We start from the raw sequence: 17,618 nt of genomic DNA, 5'->3' as shown, positions 1-17,618 counted from the left end.
TCTTTTCGCACGATCCGGTCAGCCCCGGTCTGTGAATAGCGCACAATCGACTGAACGCGCTTTGTTGAACAAGCGTTCAATATAGAATCTAATATAAATATGACAAGAATGTGATGTTTTTATGTCATTTTTTTGGTTTTTCCTCCCGCTATTGATGATCCAACCCACCTGCCACGCCCGCTCAGGCCCTTATTAATGAATTCAAACCAAAAGCGATTCATTACACCACAATGCAATTTCAACGGGTCTCTAGCCCCCGACGCCATAAATTGGCTTCCGCCTGACGTCGTTTGACCAGACCGGAACCAGAGCTCCAGAGCCGTTTCATGGCCACGATTTCATCCTCAACGCCAACCAGTATTGCCTGCCAGCGTTGCTGGTCGGGCAAGGCTTTGTCCGCCTGGTCCAGCAAGGCCTGAATAGCCTTCATTTCACGCCGGGTTTCGCCGCGCAACGACGCCCCCCGGTTGAACACCAGGCTGACCAGCACCGCGCGACACAACGGGGGCAGTTGGTCGAGTGACGGGTAAATACTCTGCGTCAGGTCGTAATAGCGCGGCAGCGTTGTGGCAGTAAACACCTGCCAGGCCAGGTTGAACGGGATGTCGATACCCACTTCTCTCAACGCTTTGGCACGCTTTTTAGTGCCGGCCTTACCGATATCCAGAGCCAGCACCTTGAACACAGACGGCGGCAGCACCGACGCCCAGTCGCGTTTGAAATCAGCCAGGGTGTTCATGCGCAGGTCATAACCAAGACCAATGGTGATGCCGCTGGCTTCACCCGGGTAATGCGGCCAGCGGGTATGATCCTGATAAAAAGCCAGACCGCCGGTCTCTTCCCGCGCGATAAAGGCAACGCCCTCCGTTGGCAAGGGAGGGAACGGCTCTGGCAGTGCCTCCAGCCAGGTCCATAAGGCGTCATCCACCACGCCCGACTGAGGCTGCCCGGCCCAGGCCTGGCAATGCGTAACGGCCCGTTCGGTACCCGGCCCAAAGTCACCATCGGGTATCAGCATGGTCCCGGCCCGATTCATCAGTGACTGCAATGCCACGACGGCCTCACCGGTTGCCCCCCGCTGCAACAGCACACGCGGAACCCGGGCGTCAGGCAGGCGGTTTGGTGGCACGCTTTCCGGGTCTTCAAACCAGCCAAGAAAGGTTTCTGCGCCCTGAATGCCCTGCTCGATCAGCGCCTGCTTTTTTGAGTCGGACAAATTAAAATCGGTGGTTTCCACATCCAGAGTGTCGATGTACAGCGTTCGTTTCCAGTCATCGCCATGCAGATGCTGGTTTTCCTGAACTCTCAGTAACGACCGAACCAGGCTTTTGGCGTAGCCACCGAAATCCTTAACCGGCTCACTGCGGGGTGGTTCGTCGTAACGAAAAATCCCGATGTCTTCCCGGGTTTCCAGGCGCAGGCCCAGTGTTTGGCGGTTGTAAACGTAGGGACTGCGTCCGGGCCGCTCCAGCAGAAACCGATCGTTCTCGCGTTCGTAATACTCTGGCCGGCTCGCTGCTTCCGGTTCGGCGTCCATATCAATATAGCGTTCCCGGTCAAAGAGTTTGACCGGGTAATTGAGCTGAACGCCACCATCGACATACACATCATCACGCGGTCCGTGACGCACGGCCCGGTAGAACAGCGGAATGGACATGCTGATGCGCACCGCATCGACCAGGGTCATGCGCGCATGGCGCTCGCGGGAAAACACTTCGGCATAACCGGTCGACAGATTGGTGCCAACGACATACAGATCGGGCTGCCCGGCTGCGGCCAGATCGGCAAAGGTGGCCCGGGCATTACCCAGTTGTTGCTTGATGTAGCCACCCACCCATTCGGCAAAAAAATCGCCCCGATTCCAGCCGAACTCCGACCAGAGGCGTTTCATATCGCGAATGAACAGAAAGGAATTATCCATGAAGTCGTTGAAGTCGGCCGACTGGATGATCGAACGCTGAGTCTGGATGTCGTAACCCAGCGCAAACATCAGGGCATTGATCGCACCCGCGCTGGTGCCCCCCACCCGGGTGATGTGGTCCAGATAGCCGCGTCGGGCTAGCACCTGCATGGCCCCAACGTAAGCAATGCCCTTGACACCGCCGCCTTCAAATACCAGATTTCTGAATTGTGCCGTCACCGCCACCTCCTGTGTTATGCGATTGAACCCGGACTTGCGGGAATCGTACTGCGCGATCGATCTGCTCGAATCCCTGAACAGCACAGGGCTCCAGTCGCACTGGAGGCCTGATTCGCAGTGTAGTATAGAAGGCAATCTGGAAACGTCATGTATGGTCGTGGCGATGGCATAAAATCAGTCACTGAGCCTCGCCTTCGGGTATGGAAATTAGGGTTCCTGGTAGGTTTCCAGACGGTTCAGCCAGCCGGGCAGCCAGCGTTCACGCTCAATATCGCGTTCGGCGTTTTCAGCGCGACGGGTCAGAACGTCTGCCGCCGACAGGCGAAAGGCATCAAGCGCAGGCAGCGCTTCGTAGTGCGCCATCTGCTGCAACACCTGCAACAAGCCCCAACCCTGGCCCTGGTAGGCTTCACCGGGCGCCAGACCTTCGCCTTTGAAATTGACGTAGTCAATCAGCGCATAACTGCCCCCTGCCGTGGCAACCAGTGCCTCCAGGCGTCGGGACAGAGTGGCTTGTTGACTGGCCGGTGCTGCCGCCACAACCTGTGCCAGTGACGCTTGAGCCCGGTCCAGAATATAGGCCACCTGCAGACCCCGGGTATCGGCCAGCCACTGGCGCAACGATGCCATCCGGGGCTCTGATTGCGCCGCTAGAAAGCCTGATCTGTCGGACCAGGGGGCGTCCATCGGCGATAACTCAGCGAGCCAGTCTGGTACAGCAGCACCGGCCTGCCGGGCAAAACGGACCAGCCCGGGAAAGCTCTCCACAAAAGGTCCGTCAACGCCGCCGGGGTACCAGATAAAGTGACCTATACCCAGCGAAGGGAAGGCTTCGCCTTCATTCCAGTGCACCAGACATTCAGGGCGGCTGGCGCATTCGTTCTGGTAAATGCGCGCACCGACCCAATCCAGCTGCGCTGGCGTCAGTGACAGACCAAAACGGTCGGCCCAAACCGCGGGCAATGCCAGAGTAACCAGGGCAATAAATACCCCAAATACCCGAATAGTGAAGGGGCCCACGTTCGTCAATGAGTAACTCCGCTGGTTGTAAATGACAGCCCCGAGAATACCACTCCCCTGCTCCGGCGCAGACGTTTTGGGGTCATTCAGTTATAATCGAGGCATAACCCCGCTAATTGTTTGAATCAACGGCCGACATCAACTGTACAGTGTCCCGGAGGCTATGGTTACCAACCGACATCTGTTTCGACACGCCCTGGCCAGCCTGCGCTATCACCGGCGACCTCTGCTCGCGTTCCACCTTTATTTCACCATACTGGCGTTCAGCTTGCTCTCTCCGGTTTCGGGTTGGCTGCTGTCGGTGCTGGTCAATCTCGCCGATGCATCGCTGATCAGCAACGTTGATCTGGCCCGGTTCCTGATCTCACCGGCCGGTCTACTGTGGATTCTGGTGTCGGGAACGCTCGCCATTGTGGCGGTGTTCCTGCAACACGCCGGTATGATGCTGGTGGTTTCGCATGGCCGCGACAACCGCTTTCATACCTCGGCCAGCGCCCTGTGGCGTGTCGCACACCGGCTACCCAGGTTATTGCGCCTGGCGGGTATTCAGGTGTTCGTGCAATTGCTGGTTGCCGCGCCGTTCCTGCTGATCATCATTGTATCGTTCAACACCCTGCTCACTGGCTACGATCTTTACTACGTCATTACCGAGCAACCACCCGCCTACTGGGGTTTTCTGGCGATCATGGGCGCCATGCTCGCCATTATCGCTGTGGTCAATGGCAGCCTTTACTTGCGCTGGGTACTGGCGCTGCCGATTCTGTTGCTCGAAGAATTGCCACCCCGCCAGGCGTTAAAACGCAGTGCGCTGCTCAGTAAGGGCGCAAGACTGAATATCGCTGCACTGCTGCTGACCGCTGGTGGCGGTATCGCGCTCTTGCCCCTGGTTCTGGCTTTGGTGTTCGAGGGTCTGGCCAAGGCTCTGCTGGCCATTCTGCCGGAATTTTACAGCCTGCTGATCCCGGTGATGGTCGTGCTGATTCTGATTTACGCCGTGCTCGCAGTCGCGGCCGGTTTTATCGGTGTCAGCCTTAACAGCCTGGTCATTCTGAAGCTTTATCAGCGTGGACAGGGCCGTCACATCGGCCTGCCTCCAGACCCGGAGCCCCGCCAGGTGGGCGCGTTTGCCTGGGGGATAGAACTGTTCGTGGTCATTCTGGCGCTGGTTCAGGTCGGCTATGTGTTCAACAGCTGGAACACACCGGAAAGCATTGCCATAACCGCACACCGGGGCAGTTCACTGAAAGCGCCCGACAATTCGCTGGCGGCCATTCAGTATGCGATAGAGGACGGCGCCGACTACATCGAACTCGATGTTCGCCAGACAGCCGATGGCCAACTGGTACTGCTGCACGATAAAGACCTGCTCAGAGTCGCTGGCGATCCGCGGGATGTCTGGGATTTGACCCTCGCCGAAGTACAGGCTCTGGATACCGACCGAACCCCAACAGCCAAGCCGGACAACGCCCGCATCCCAACCCTGGCCGAAGCCATAGCGCTCATGCGCGGCCAAGCACACCTGTACCTGGAAGTAAAAAGCAGCCCGCAAAGCCCGGGTCTGGTCCCCCGGGTGGTAGAGGTTCTGCGTGAAGAAAACATGCTCGAACACACCCTGGTTGCAGCCCTGGAACCGCCGGTTCTGCGCGAGGTGCAACAGCTGGAACCCCGTCTGCGCACCAGCCTGCTGGTTCATTCGGTTATCGGCGCCATTGAAGGCCAACCCTTCGATGTGCTCTCCCTGCGGGATGCACTGATCAGCCCGGCTCGCATCAGCGCGATTCGCCAGCAGAATCAGGAAGTTCATGTCTGGACCGTCAATGACCGCCGCGCCCTGTCGCGAATGATTGACCAGGGCGTCGACAACATCATCACCGACCGACCCGAGTTGCTCGCGTCACTGCTCGCCGAACGAGCTGAGCTTTCAGAGCCTGAACGATTGTTGCTTAGGTTGCGGAATTGGATGTGGTGAGCTTTGCTGGCTGTGGGTGATTTTCTGAATTGATACAGATTAAGGTGGTGGGCCGGGTAGGCCTCTGGCGGGGAAGTCCGCAGCAGGGATGCTGCGGCCTAGGCCCGAGACGTCGGACCGCCAGTGACGGATTCACGCCGACCCCGACAGAGGCCTACCCGGTCCACCGCCGTCTCCACAGCCACATAGAAAGATTAGCGACCATAAAAAAACCGGTCACAGGGACCGGTTTTTTTAAAGAATATGGTGGAGCTATGCGGGATCGAACCGCAGACCTCCTGCATGCCATGCAGGCGCTCTCCCAGCTGAGCTATAGCCCCGATGTTTCGGTGACTTCAAAGCGGTGTCGAACACTCACCTCGAAGTGGGCGCAATAATAGAAAGCTGCCCCTCGGGTGTCAAGCTGTTTTTGCTTTTAATTCAACAACTTGCACCCGAATTATGGGGTCAGCTGATGGCGGCCAGTTCTTTCTCCAGGCTCTTGAGCTTTTTCTTGCCGAGACCACCCAGAATCTCAATGGCGTGGCGCAGGCGGCCCCGGGTCATGTCCGGGCCGAGAATGTTCATGGCGTCCAATACTGAAACAGAAGCGGCGGAACCGGTAATGGCGATAAACAGCGGCGCCATCACATCGCGCATTTTCAGCTCCAAGTGGTCGGACACGGCTTTAACATCGGCCATGATGTTGTCTTTGCCCCAGTGACGTTCGGCCTCCAGCTTCCACAGAATCAACTGCAGGGTTTTTTTCAGGGTGTCTTCATCCAGCTTTACCGATTCGAAACTGGCCGGCGTGAGCGTCGGCATACCCTGGAAGAAGAACTGGGCCAATGGCGCGACATCACTCAGCCGTTCGATGCGTTGCTGCACCAGCGGCATGAAGCGGTTGACGTAGTCTGCATTGAATTTCCAGTCGAGCAGGCGCTGCAGCAGTTGCTCTGGCGTCAGGTCTTCACGCAGGTAACGGCCATTCAGCCAGTCGAGTTTTTCCGGGTCGAATACCGGGCCGCCGAGTGAAATACGTTTTACGTCGAAGTTGGCGATCATGTCATCGAGCGTGAACTTTTCTTCGCCATTGGGCATGGTCCAGCCCATCATGCCGAGAAAGTTGATCAGCGCTTCCGGCAAGATGCCCAGACTGTGGTAATAATCGATCGACGTCGGGTTCTTGCGCTTGCTCAGTTTGGACTTGTCGGCATTGCGCAACAGCGGCAAATGGCAGAACACCGGGGGTTCCCAGCCGAAGTACTGATACAGCAGAATCTGTTTCGGGGTTGAGGAGATCCACTCCTCGCCGCGCAGCACGTGGCTAATTTCCATCAAATGATCATCGACCACGCAGGCCAGGTGATAGGTGGGCATGCCATCCGATTTCAGCAACACCTGCATGTCGATTTGCGACCATTCGATCTCGATCGGGTCGCGCAGCAAATCGGCCACTTCACAGTGCCCGGTTTCGGGAATTTTCATCCGCACAACTGAAGCGTCACCGGCGTCCAGCCGCGATTTAACCTCGTCTGCGCTGAGCGCCAGGCAGTGACCATCGTAGCCGGACTGGCCCGTTTCCTGCTGTTGCTTGCGCATCTCATCCAGGCGTTCAGCGGTACAGAAACAGTGAAACGCATGGCCCTCGTCGAGCAGTGTCTGAGCGTGGTCCTGATAGATCGCCTTGCGATCACTTTGCCGGTAGGGGCCGTGTGGGCCGCCGCAGTCGGGGCCCTCATCCCAGCTCAGACCGAGCCAGTTCAGTGAATTGAGAATCGCGGCTTCGGACTCTGGCGTTGAACGCACCTGGTCGGTGTCTTCGATGCGTAGAATGAATTCACCGCCCTGGCTCTTGGCGAAGGCACGATTGAACAGCGCAATGTAGGCGGTACCAACGTGCGGGTCGCCGGTGGGCGACGGAGCGATACGGGTGCGAATCTTAGTCATAGCCATGGTGTCTCTTATATGCCGTGAGAAAAGGCGGCAGTATACCGGTTCCGGTCTGCGGTAACCAAGGGCCTCGATGAGCCTTGGCGCTGTGCCGCCTTCCGCTGGGTCACCCCAATGTTATAGGATGCGGCTTTGCACCGATCCAAAGGGAAACGTCGGTTATGGTTTTATGGGTGTTAATGATCGCTGGGCTGGTATACCTGCTGGTTCGGATTCGCCGGTTGGAAAAGACCGTCAGGGCACTGGAACAACGGCTCGAGGCCGGGCCGTCTGTCGAAGCAATAGCGCCAGCAGCTGACGAGCAGGCAGGGTCACAAACACCGGAACCTCCGCCGACGGTGGCAGACAGTGACTGGCAAGCCCCGGTTGCGGCGTCTGCCGTTTCTGCAAGCGAATCTCGCCCGGCATCGCCGGAGCCATCGGCCACACAGTATGAGCCCGATGTTGCGAAAAACCCCTGGCAGCACAGTGCTCCTCAGCCAAGTCCGCGTGCGCCCTCCTTTCTGGACAAGGCCTTTGATCGGGTGAAGCGCTATTTCACGGAAGGCAATCTGATTGTGCGGGTGGGCGTCATCGTACTGTTCTTTGGCGTCGCCTTTCTGTTGCGTTATGCCAACGCTCAGGGCGTTCTGCCGGTAGAGCTCAAAGTGTTCTTTGTGGCCGCGCTCGGGCTGGTGTTGCTGGGGCTCGGCTGGTGGCTGCGCCGCTCCCGGGGCGTCTATGCGCTGGTCCTTCAGGGCGGTGGCGTCGGCATTCTCTACATTACCGCCTTCACGGCCTTGCGCCTGTTCCAACTGGTGCCGGCCAGTGTCGGTTTTGCCCTCTTGCTGGTTATGGTTGTGGTGTCCGCTGCGCTGGCGGTGCTGCAAAACGCCCCTGCCCTGGCCATCATGGCGGTCACCGGTGGCTTTCTCGCACCGGTACTGGCTTCAACCGGAGAAGGCAGCCACATTGCCCTGTTCAGTTACTACGCAGTACTGAACGCTGGCATTCTGGGCATGGCCTGGTTCAAAGCGTGGCGCGTACTTAACCTGGTCGGCTTTCTGTTCACCTTTGTCATTGGCACCCTGTGGGGGACGCTGCGCTACAGCATCGACCTGTTGCCCGGTGCCCAGGCGTTTCTGATCCTCTTTTTCCTGTTCTATGTACTGATTGCGCTGCTGTTTGCCAGCCGCCAGCCGCCCAGGCTTAAGGGCTATGTCGACGGGACTCTGGTATTTGGTGTGCCCGTCGTCGGGTTCGCTTTGCAAGCAGGGCTGGTCCACACCTTTGAGTATGGTCTGGCCATTTCAGCGCTGTTGCTGGGTGTTTTTTATGCGACGCTTACGGTGGCGTGCCGCCGTTTCGGGGGAGCCGCCTATCGGTTACTGAGCGAAGCCTACCTGGCGCTGGCGCTGGTGTTCGCCTCTCTGTCCATCCCCTTCGCGTTGGATGGTGAATGGGTGGCGACGGCCTGGGCGCTTGAAGGCGCTGCAATGCTCTGGATCAGTCTGCGCCAGAACCGTACGCTGGGCGCGTTGTTTGCCATCGCCCTTCAACTCGGGGCAGGTGCGCTATTTTTCCCCGAGGCATTAGACCGGCATTCCGACTGGATGGTGCTCAATGCCGTCTTTATTGGCGGGCTGTTTGTCGCCGTCGCTGGCCTGTTCAGCAGTTGCCTGTTGCTCCGGTCAAACAAACTGGCACTGCCGTTGCCAACGCCGTTTCTAACGGTACCGTTACTGGTCTGGGGATTGCTCTGGTGGTTTGGGAACGGCCTGGTAGAGATTCTCTATTTTGTCGATCCCGACGCTCAGTGGGCAATGGTGCTCAGTTTCCTGGCACTCTCAGCCGCCGTACTCGGCTGGCTGGAATGGAAGCTCGACTGGTCCGCGTTGCGCTTCACCCCGGTCGGCCTGCTCATGGCAATGGCACTGGCCGCTGCGCCTGCGCTCTATATCCTGAATCATCCAATGGCGGAGTATGGCGCCATCGGCTGGCTGCTGTTGTTCAGCGCCTTCTATGGGTTGCTGTGGCTACGGGACCGCCGCGAGCCAGCCTGGCCCCGGCTGCTGACAGGCCTGCATTCGACAGGTGCGTTGCTGCTGGTGTTGCTGCTCGGAGTTGAGCTGGTCTGGTGGGTGGCGCATATCACCGGCCCCGAGTCGGACTGGCCGATCGTTGCACAGGTCTTGATTGTGGTGCCCTTCTATTGGCTGGTGTTACGCGCCCGTTTCTGGCCAGTGACAGCACACCAGACAACCTATGCCGATTGGGTGGGTACTCCGCTCTTGCTGTTTCTGGTGAACTGGACGGCCTTCATCAGCACGACCAGCAATGGCTCTTTTGGCGCCCTGCCCTATGTGCCGCTGCTGAATCCGCTGGATCTGACCCAGCTCCTGGTTCTGGTTACCGGCTATGCGGGCTGGAAAGCGCTGTGCGCCGGCACCAACCGGACGCTAACGCTGCACCAGGGCTTGGCAGGACTGTCCGCCCTGCTCTTCCTCTGGCTAAACGCCGTGTTGATCCGAACTCTACACCACTGGACCGGGCTGGCCTGGGACATGGACGCCATTCTGGCCTCCAGCCTGGCGCAAGCGGCGGTTTCGGTGTTCTGGACGTTATCTGGCCTGGCAGTCATGGTGCTGGCGACGCGACGGGGCTGGCGACCAGTCTGGATGGTCGCGGCCGCCTTGCTGGGTATTGTGGTAGTCAAGCTATTTGTGGTCGATATGGGCGATGCCAATACACTGGAAGGCATCATTGCCTTTATTGTCGTCGGGCTGTTGCTGCTGGTGGTCGGATATGTGTCACCCCTGCCCCCTAAAGCCCGAGTTGATGTCGAGAACACACCGGATCAGGCATAACCGGTACCCGACCAACACCATAAAAAAACCCTGCCAGAGGCAGGGTTCATGCCCGGTCGGGGCAGTCGACCGGATTCAGACCACCAGCGGAGCCTTCCAGGCTCCGGCAGTTTGCTAAACCGTTTTCGGATAAATCTGATAGTGAATGCCGGCCATGTCATGAATGGTGCGCACAACCTGAGCGCTGTAGCCCGCTTCGTTGTCGTACCAGACATACACCACCGCACGCTTGCCGGTCACAATGGTGGCACCACTGTCGACGATGCCGGTTTTGCGATTACCGACAAAATCCGAAGACACCGCTTCGGGTGAGTTGGTGTAATCGATCTGCTTGTTCAAATCGGAATACAGGGCTACGTGACGCAGGTAATCGTTCAGGTCGTCGCGCGTGGTTTCCCGCTCCAGGTTCAAATTCAGAATGGCCATCGACACGTTTGGAGTCGGCACCCGAATCGCATTGCCGGTCAGCTTGCCTTCGAGTACTGGCAGAGCCTTGGCAACGGCTTTGGCGGCACCGGTTTCGGTCAGTACCATGTTCAGTGCCGCACTGCGGCCTCGGCGCTCTCCCTTGTGAAAGTTGTCGATCAGGTTCTGGTCGTTGGTGTAGCTGTGAACCGTTTCAACATGGCCGTTTTCTATACCGAATTCATCGTTCAGCGCTTTTAGCACGGGCGTAATGGCGTTGGTCGTGCAGGAGGCAGCCGATACAATGGTATCGGCCTCGGTCAGCGAGGCGTCATTGATGCCATGAACGATGTTCTTGATATCGCCCTTGCCCGGCGCAGTCAGCAACACCCGACTCGCACCCGGGCAGTTCAGGTGCTGGCCCAGGCCATCGCGGTCACGCCACATACCGGTATTGTCGACGACGATCGCATCGCGAATGCCATATTGGGTGTAATCAACGTCGGCCGGTGTTTTGGCGTAGATGATCTGAATGGCGGTGCCGTTAACCACCAGCGAATTATGTTCGGCATCGACCGTGATGGTACCTTCAAAACTGCCGTGAACAGAATCGCGACGCAACAAGCTGGCACGCTTGACCAGATCATCATCGGTGCCGCCCGGGCGAACCACAATAGCTCTCAGTCGCAGCGGTGAACCCCCGGCCTTTTCGATCAGAATACGGGCCAGCAGGCGGCCGATCCGGCCAAAGCCGTAGAGCACAACATCCTTGGCCGGTGTCTGGTAGCGCGCGTTGGCATCGTACCCGTTTTTCAGGTCGGCCAGCTCGTCTTCCAGAAAATGACGCAGCGGTGTGCCCATAGCCTGAGACTTGTGCTTGAGTGCAAGCTTGCCAATGTCGATGTGCGCCGGCGCCAGGTTCATTTCGTCAATGATTTCCAGCACGCCCAGTGTTTCGTTGACCGATAATTCGTGGCCTTCCACCTGACGCACAAAACGGTGGCTTTTCAGCAGTTGTATCACGGACTGATTGATAATCTGACGGCCATAAATAGACGTAATCACATTGTTCTTGCGATACAGACGCCCGATGATCGGGATCATGGCTTCGGCCAAGGCTTCCTTTTCCTGCCAGCGCAGCAGGGTCTGATCTATGGCAGCTTGATTCACACTCAGTCCTCTTTCCAGGTGATTGGGTCGTTGAGTCCGGACAACCTTCCAGGGTTGACTCGAATAGTCGGTAGTTTGTAATCCCGATATAATCCGGGTTGAAGAGGATTCTAGAGAAGGGCCTTCACTGTTTCGAGCATGTTTGTCAGAAACATATTGTCAATATAGTGAGCCCGTTGCGATCACCTGGCTGCTTTGAAAGTTTATTACCACAAAGTGACCTTGAATCTGAGTCAAAAGCGAACAACCAACCATCTGATTGGCTGGTACAACGGCGCAAGAAAGGTCTAAGCGCCAGCAACCACCCCACCACCGCCATCCGGCCATGAGCATGCAGGCAATTCTTCGCAAGGATCGTTTGAAAGAGAGTTACGGAATTTTAGTACCAACGGACAGGGATAATTATTTCCAGAAAACGCCTTATTTTTTTGAGCAACGACCGGCCTGCTATCGCTTAATCGTTTAGGACGGTGTGCCGGCTTTGTATCAGCGTGACAATGCCACTATAGTGCGTGTAGGAAATGTCAGTATGTATACGGAGATAATTTTTTAATGAGCACCACCCTCTTTGTCGATTCCGCCTGCGATTTGCCTCAGTCGTTCCTCAACAAATACGACATTAAAGTGCTGCCGGCGACCATTCTGTACGATGGCCATTCAATGCCCGACTACCGCAATACCGAGAAAACCATTGCGTTGTATGAGAGCGGTGTACTAGATAAAGGCCATGAGAGCGACACAGCACCCACGTCAGCCCAAACCATCCAGAACCTGGTTGAAAAAGCCATTAAACAGGGGCACCAGGAAATTCTGATTCAGACCGTCAGCCGCACCCGGAGCCCGACATTCGAACACGCGACCGAAGCCGCCAACCGGGCTCAGAAGACCGCGGCCAGGAATCAGAAATCGGTTTCCATTCGCGTACAGGACAGCCGCACGGTGTTTGCCGGCCAGGGTGTGCTGGCGGCGCATACGGTCGCCCTGTTGCGCAAGGGCGTGAATGGCACAGCGTTGCGGCGCAAGGTCGACCGGCTCAGCTCCCGGGTACATGCCTACCAGGTGCCGGCCGATGTGTTTTACCTGCGGGAACGGGCCCGTCGCAAAGGCGACAACAGCATTTCCTGGCTGGGGGCCATAGTGGGCCGCACGCTCAACATCGCCCCCATTGTGCTGGCGCTGGACGACAAGACCTTCCCAATCAAAAAAATTCGCGGTCATGACCTGGCGATCAAAACCCTGCTCGAACACACGACCGAGAAAATTCAGCACGGTTTGCTGTCGCCGTTTGTCTGCGTCAGCTATGCCGGGCACCTCGACGACATCACCGCCCTGCCCGAGTTCCAACGCCTGCAGGCCGTCGCGAAAGAGCACAAAAACCACGTTATCGTAACGCCCATGTCCCTGTCTGGCGGAGTCAACCTGGGGCCACGTACCCTATCGGTTGCCTTTGCCTGCGAGCATTACAGCTGGCATTGAACTCCATCTTTCCCTCCTGCGAGGGTCTGGTCAGGCGCGGCGAACCCGGTTTCGTCCGTCGTGTTTGGCCTGGTACAGAGCCTGGTCGGCCGCCTGACTCAGTTCAGACGCATCCATTCCTTCCTGATAGGCCGCAACCCCACCACTGAAGGTCGTTTTCAGTGGCGTGCCGCCGGCTTCGTGGTCAATGCGGGCAAAGCCGGCACAGACCTCATTGAGCAACCGTTCTGCATCGTCCAGAGGCGTATTCGGCAATACCAGGGCAAACTCCTCTCCGCCGTATCGCCCGACGCTGTCGGTTGCCCGGAATCGCTGGCGCAAATACAGGGCCAGTGACCGGATAATCCGGTCACCCACCGGGTGTCCGTAATTGTCGTTGACGGCCTTGAAGTGATCGATATCGATCATCGCAAAACACAAAGGTTGCTGTTTCTGCTGCGTTTCAGCGATGCCCTGTTTGAGCGCATCAAGAATGGTGTTGTGATCCAGCAAGCCGGTCAGGCTATCGCGTATCATCTGGTCTTTCAGGCTGCGATGGCGAATGCAGCGGTGCCTTACCGTGGCGATCAGCACATCGCTGGCCACCGGCTTGGTCAGAAAATCATCCCCCCCCTGGTCCATCGCATCCATTTGCTTGCCGACATCCTGCTCGGCCGACAGATACAGAATTGGCAGCGTGTTGTAGACCTGTTGCTGGCGAATGATGCGAGCCACCTCAATGCCGGTACAGCCCGGCATGTACATGTCCATCAGTACCGCATCGGGTTTGAACTCCTGCAACGCTTCCAGAACCGTCATCGGGTCATTCACCGCCCGGGTAATCATGCCAGCCTGGTTCAGTGTACGTTCGGTGTAGAGGCTCTGTGAGCGGGAGTCATCCACCACCAGCACCCGGTAGGGGCGCTCGGCGCGAAAGTTGTAGACCTTGCTGAGCCCCTGAACCAGCAAACCGATGTCGAGCGTACCTTCCTGAAAATAGACGGCGTTAGCTCGGGTCGCTTCCAGTCGCATGGTGATGTCCGGTTCGCTGGCCGACTGAAAGAAGACTGGAATGGGCGTACTCAACATGTTCTGTGCAGCCCGTGCGGCCTGAATGCCATCGCCGGCAAATTCGGTCCCCACGATCAGAGCAGCGGGCAGTCGATGGTGCATCGAGTGATCGAGGGCGTCGTCGTCATCGATGGCCTGGGCCGGGATGCCGAAAAACTGCAGTTGCTCACACAACGCCAGTGACAGTGTATGGTCCGCAAAACACACATAGACCGGTTTGCGACCGCCTAGCGACTGACGACCGTCGTCGCTGTCACTGCGACGGGCGCTGTGCTCAATGAGTAAATGAACATGGTCGCTCAGGGCCTGCAACCGTTCACTGTTAGGGGGTTTGTTGGGCTGGGTATCGGCCAGGCTGGCAATCAGTTGCGCAGCCGTTTGCTCCAGACCGTCAAGCTCATAGCGCGAGGCCAGCGTATTCAGTTTGGTGCAATGCTGCACAAATTCCTGATGCCAGTCGGGGTTCCACAGCACATCGTCCAGCGATTGCCAGGTTTGAATAACCAGCCGGGCCTGGTCCATGACCCGGCGCCCGAAGTGGCGTTTAATTTCAGCGAGTTTTTCTGCTTTTTTATCGGCCATTTAGGATTCAACGTTGTGAAATCGATACGGGTGTGACGCAAACATCCACCTGGAATCCGTTCAGACCCAGGCCCGTGGAAGGCCCTAATTACTTCAGGCAGGCCTCAACTCGCTGTTTGAGGTCCCGGCGCCGTGGCGCATCGAGCATTGCCTGAGGATCATAGGCCAAAGTATCTATCAGTTGTGCCAATCGTGCCAGCGCTTCACGCTGACCCGGATGTTCATAAGCCAGTCGAGCCATGAAATCGCTGACGGTCTCGCCCACGTGGCGGTCGCCGTACTGGCGTTCAACGCGGCGCAAACTGGCCCAGGGTTCCGACTGACGCCGGGGTAACTGCAGCAGCCCGGTAAACCAGGCCATCAACAGCCCCAGAACCCCTAAAAAGACCGCCATGGCCGCCGCCGCGTGCCAGGGGTTAATGCGCCCGAAGCGGGCTTCAAGCAAGCCAAGGGCATTACTCTGCTGATAATTCAGAATCGAGACCTGCCATTGATACTGGACGGAATCCCACCAGAATCGCAGGTCATTAAATGGCCCCAAATTTCGCCCAAATCGAGCCCCAAACGGCAGGTCGGACGGATTGTCTTCACTGAGCCAGTCATCGAGGTTCAGGCCTATACGCCCGGGTGCTACTGCTGCGGTCGGGTCTACCCGTTGCCACTGGCCATTCAGCCAGAGTTCCACCCAGGCATGAGCTTCCATTTGTCGAACCTGAATAAAGTCACCGCTCTGGTTGTAGGTTCCGCCCAGATACCCGCCCACCAGTCGTGACGGTATGCCAGCCACCCGCGCCAGATAAGCGACGGCACTGGCATAGTGCGAACAGAAACCCAGCCGACCGTCGAACCAGAAATCACTCAGGCTGTCGGCCGACGGATACAGCGGGGGCTGCAGGGTATATCGAAACGGTTCAGTGCGAAGGTGGTTCAAGATCGCATCGATATAGGCCGCATCGGACCCTGCCGTCTGGCGCAGCTCGATCCCCCATTGCCGCAACGCCTCGTTACCCTGCTCCGGCAAACGCTGATACCACTGCAAAGCCGTTTCATTCGGCCAGCTAACGGCCGCGGCAGACTGCGCCTCGTAGCGGTAAGTCTGGCTTAGGCTGTTGCGCCGGGCAGCGCGGCCATCGGGTAACACGTAAGCGTCCTGTCCGCGGACCTGCGTTGGCCAGTCGAGAAAATACAACCAGTGTTGCTGGGTTGCCTCCAGTACCACGGAATAGTCAAACTGTTCTGCCCCGGGCTGCGCCAAGGGTAACTGACCTCGCGGCCACTGAAAGCGATTTCGATCACGAAACCGGGCACGCCAGACACGACCATCGAAGTCACCCAGGGTCGTTCCCCGCCAATACCATTGCTGGCGCGGTGGCGGGTCACCCTCGAACTGAACTCGAAACGCCGGTTCGGTACTCTGGGCCAGGGAGGCAACACTGCCCGGGTCTACTTCGTCTGACATGCCCGTCTGAGCGCCCCGCTCATCATTGGGAATGGACCACAACGGCGGCAATCTTGGAAAAAAGAGGAACCCCGCAACCATGATCGGCACCGCAGCAACCATAAGTGCCAGGCTCAGTTTGGTACCGCGCTTCCAGCGAAACGTCTGATCGGCTGTTACTGCGTGCAGGGCGAGCGTATTGGCCAATACCATCACAATGGCGACCAGCGCCCCGACCGGCGTGTAGTTATACAACAGAAAAATCCCGGTCAGAAAATACCCGAGATAGGCCTGAAAGATGCCGTCGCGGCGGCGCATGACTTCCAATGATTTGAGCAGGTACCCGAGCACACAAAGCGCCACGGCACTGTCCAGGTTGTAGGCTCTTAGCCCACTGAGCAACAGACCTCCAATACCGACCAGAATGGCCAGAATAATCAGGCTGCGTGGCGCCTTGCGCATGTCGCCATGGGTCACTCGCCAACGCCATACCAGCACCAGCACAAACACCACACCCAACCAGAGCGGCAGGTAGAACAGAAACGGCACCACCATCACGCCCTGCACCAGCAACAACACCCACAATACCGGTAGCGGCATGACCCGATGCATGATGGGCACGTACTGGGTCATCTGAGCTCCCCAAATTCAGCCAGGGCGCGGCGACAGCGCTCCAGGTGCCGCTGGCCTTTGTCCGGCTCAATCTCAAGACCGGGCAAGCGCAACCCGAAGGGCCGGTCCTGCTGCTGACAGCGGAGCATATGCCAGGCCAGCGCCGACAGTCGCAGTTCAACCGCCAGGCCCGGCAACGCATGCCAGTCAAGCCACTGGTCTGCGGCCTGGTAGTCTACAAAATGCTTGACCACCAGTTCATCCCGCGAAAAGGACGGCCAGTGCATCCGGTGCACGGAATCACCAGCCTGATATTCGCGCAACGAATGAAAATCTTCGGTTCCGGTCTGCACGAAATGGTCGTTACTGACATCACCTTCCGGCTCGGTGCCGACGGGCTGCAGGGGCTGTTCGACCGGTTCGGGGTACGCCCAGGCATCGAGGTCCATCTTGATATGAGACCAGGCGACGACCAGACCAAAGGGGTAGCGACTCTCCAGCCGAAACCGGGGCAATGGCTGCCGCCCGCGCTGTGAGGTAGGTCGGCTCAAGGTGACCTGCGTATCCCGACCGTCCATTTCCGCGCCAACCTGCCCCCAGTCTTCATGGCGAAATTCCAGCGGGCCGCGATAACGTGTCCGGGGTGACGATAACATCAGGGAGTAGCTCACATTCTCACCAGCCTCTACCAGGCCCGCCGTTTCGGCCTGCACGACCAGCCCGGAGAGGTTCCGGTAAGTCAGATGCACCGCGGCCCAAAGCATGGCCACAAGCCAGAACCCGAGCGCGTAATTCAGTGAACTTTCGAAATTGATGGCCAGCAACAGCACTATTAAGGCTAATCCCAGCATCAGCAGGCCCTGGCGCGTGGGCACAATAAAAATTCGGGACTGGTTCAAAGTCACCTGTCGGCCGGGTGGCAGCCGACGGCTCACCCAGGCATCCAGACGACTCTGCAAGGGAGCTGGCCAGCGCATC

General features: G+C 58.0%; 10 protein-coding genes and 1 tRNA gene. 3 read left to right on the top strand and 8 right to left on the bottom strand.

What is annotated here, in order from left to right:
* Positions 1-238: 238 nt before the first annotated feature.
* A complete protein-coding gene (locus ACHUE7_RS06395; protein ID WP_394169255.1) occupies positions 239-2,140 on the bottom strand; it encodes a patatin-like phospholipase family protein in 1,902 nt (633 codons plus the stop codon).
* A gap of 207 nt (positions 2,141-2,347) precedes the next feature.
* Positions 2,348-3,169, bottom strand: a complete 822-nt coding sequence (locus ACHUE7_RS06390) for a hypothetical protein (RefSeq protein WP_394169254.1) — start codon at positions 3,167-3,169, stop codon at positions 2,348-2,350.
* Between the two features lie 154 nt (positions 3,170-3,323).
* Between ACHUE7_RS06390 and ACHUE7_RS06385 the strand changes: the two genes are divergently transcribed.
* A complete protein-coding gene (locus ACHUE7_RS06385) occupies positions 3,324-5,129 on the top strand; it encodes a glycerophosphodiester phosphodiesterase family protein (protein ID WP_394169253.1) in 1,806 nt (601 codons plus the stop codon).
* 244 nt (positions 5,130-5,373) lie between these two features.
* Here the strand turns inward: ACHUE7_RS06385 and ACHUE7_RS06380 are convergent.
* Positions 5,374-5,449: transfer RNA gene (locus ACHUE7_RS06380), tRNA-Ala, on the bottom strand.
* A gap of 127 nt (positions 5,450-5,576) precedes the next feature.
* A complete protein-coding gene (gene gltX, locus ACHUE7_RS06375) occupies positions 5,577-7,058 on the bottom strand; it encodes a glutamate--tRNA ligase (RefSeq protein WP_394169881.1) in 1,482 nt (493 codons plus the stop codon).
* Positions 7,059-7,222: 164 nt separating this feature from the next.
* On the opposite strand from gltX, the gene ACHUE7_RS06370 reads away from it, so the two are divergent.
* Positions 7,223-9,907, top strand: a complete 2,685-nt coding sequence (locus ACHUE7_RS06370) for a DUF2339 domain-containing protein (RefSeq protein WP_394169252.1) — start codon at positions 7,223-7,225, stop codon at positions 9,905-9,907.
* Positions 9,908-10,021: 114 nt separating this feature from the next.
* Here ACHUE7_RS06370 and ACHUE7_RS06365 read toward each other — a convergent pair whose 3' ends face one another.
* Positions 10,022-11,482 carry a glyceraldehyde-3-phosphate dehydrogenase gene (locus ACHUE7_RS06365; protein ID WP_394169251.1) on the bottom strand — a complete coding sequence of 487 codons (1,461 nt, stop codon included), beginning with the start codon at positions 11,480-11,482 and terminating at the stop codon, positions 10,022-10,024.
* A 552-nt stretch (positions 11,483-12,034) separates the two neighbouring features.
* Between ACHUE7_RS06365 and ACHUE7_RS06360 the strand changes: the two genes are divergently transcribed.
* Positions 12,035-12,958 (top strand): DegV family protein, encoded by a 924-nt coding sequence (locus ACHUE7_RS06360; protein WP_394169250.1) that lies wholly within the window; start codon positions 12,035-12,037, stop codon positions 12,956-12,958.
* 30 nt (positions 12,959-12,988) lie between these two features.
* Here ACHUE7_RS06360 and ACHUE7_RS06355 read toward each other — a convergent pair whose 3' ends face one another.
* The 3 genes from ACHUE7_RS06355 to ACHUE7_RS06345 all read right to left on the bottom strand — a co-directional run bounded on the left by ACHUE7_RS06355 (position 12,989) and on the right by ACHUE7_RS06345 (position 17,617).
* Positions 12,989-14,590: a GGDEF domain-containing response regulator gene (locus ACHUE7_RS06355; RefSeq protein ID WP_394169249.1), complete on the bottom strand. Its 1,602-nt coding sequence runs from the start codon at positions 14,588-14,590 to the stop codon at positions 12,989-12,991.
* Between the two features lie 88 nt (positions 14,591-14,678).
* On the bottom strand, positions 14,679-16,661 hold the full coding sequence (locus ACHUE7_RS06350) for a transglutaminase TgpA family protein (RefSeq protein ID WP_394169248.1): 1,983 nt from the start codon (positions 16,659-16,661) through the stop codon (positions 14,679-14,681).
* Positions 16,658-17,617, bottom strand: coding sequence for a DUF58 domain-containing protein (locus ACHUE7_RS06345; protein ID WP_394169247.1), 960 nt, complete (start codon positions 17,615-17,617; stop codon positions 16,658-16,660). The genes ACHUE7_RS06350 and ACHUE7_RS06345 overlap by 4 nt, the downstream gene beginning before the upstream one ends.
* Position 17,618: the final 1 nt, after the last annotated feature.

The organism is Saccharospirillum alexandrii (assembly GCF_043641555.1).
GTDB classification, from domain to species: Bacteria; Pseudomonadota; Gammaproteobacteria; order Pseudomonadales; family Natronospirillaceae; genus Saccharospirillum; species Saccharospirillum alexandrii_A.
This window is presented reverse-complemented; position numbering and strand designations above follow the sequence as displayed.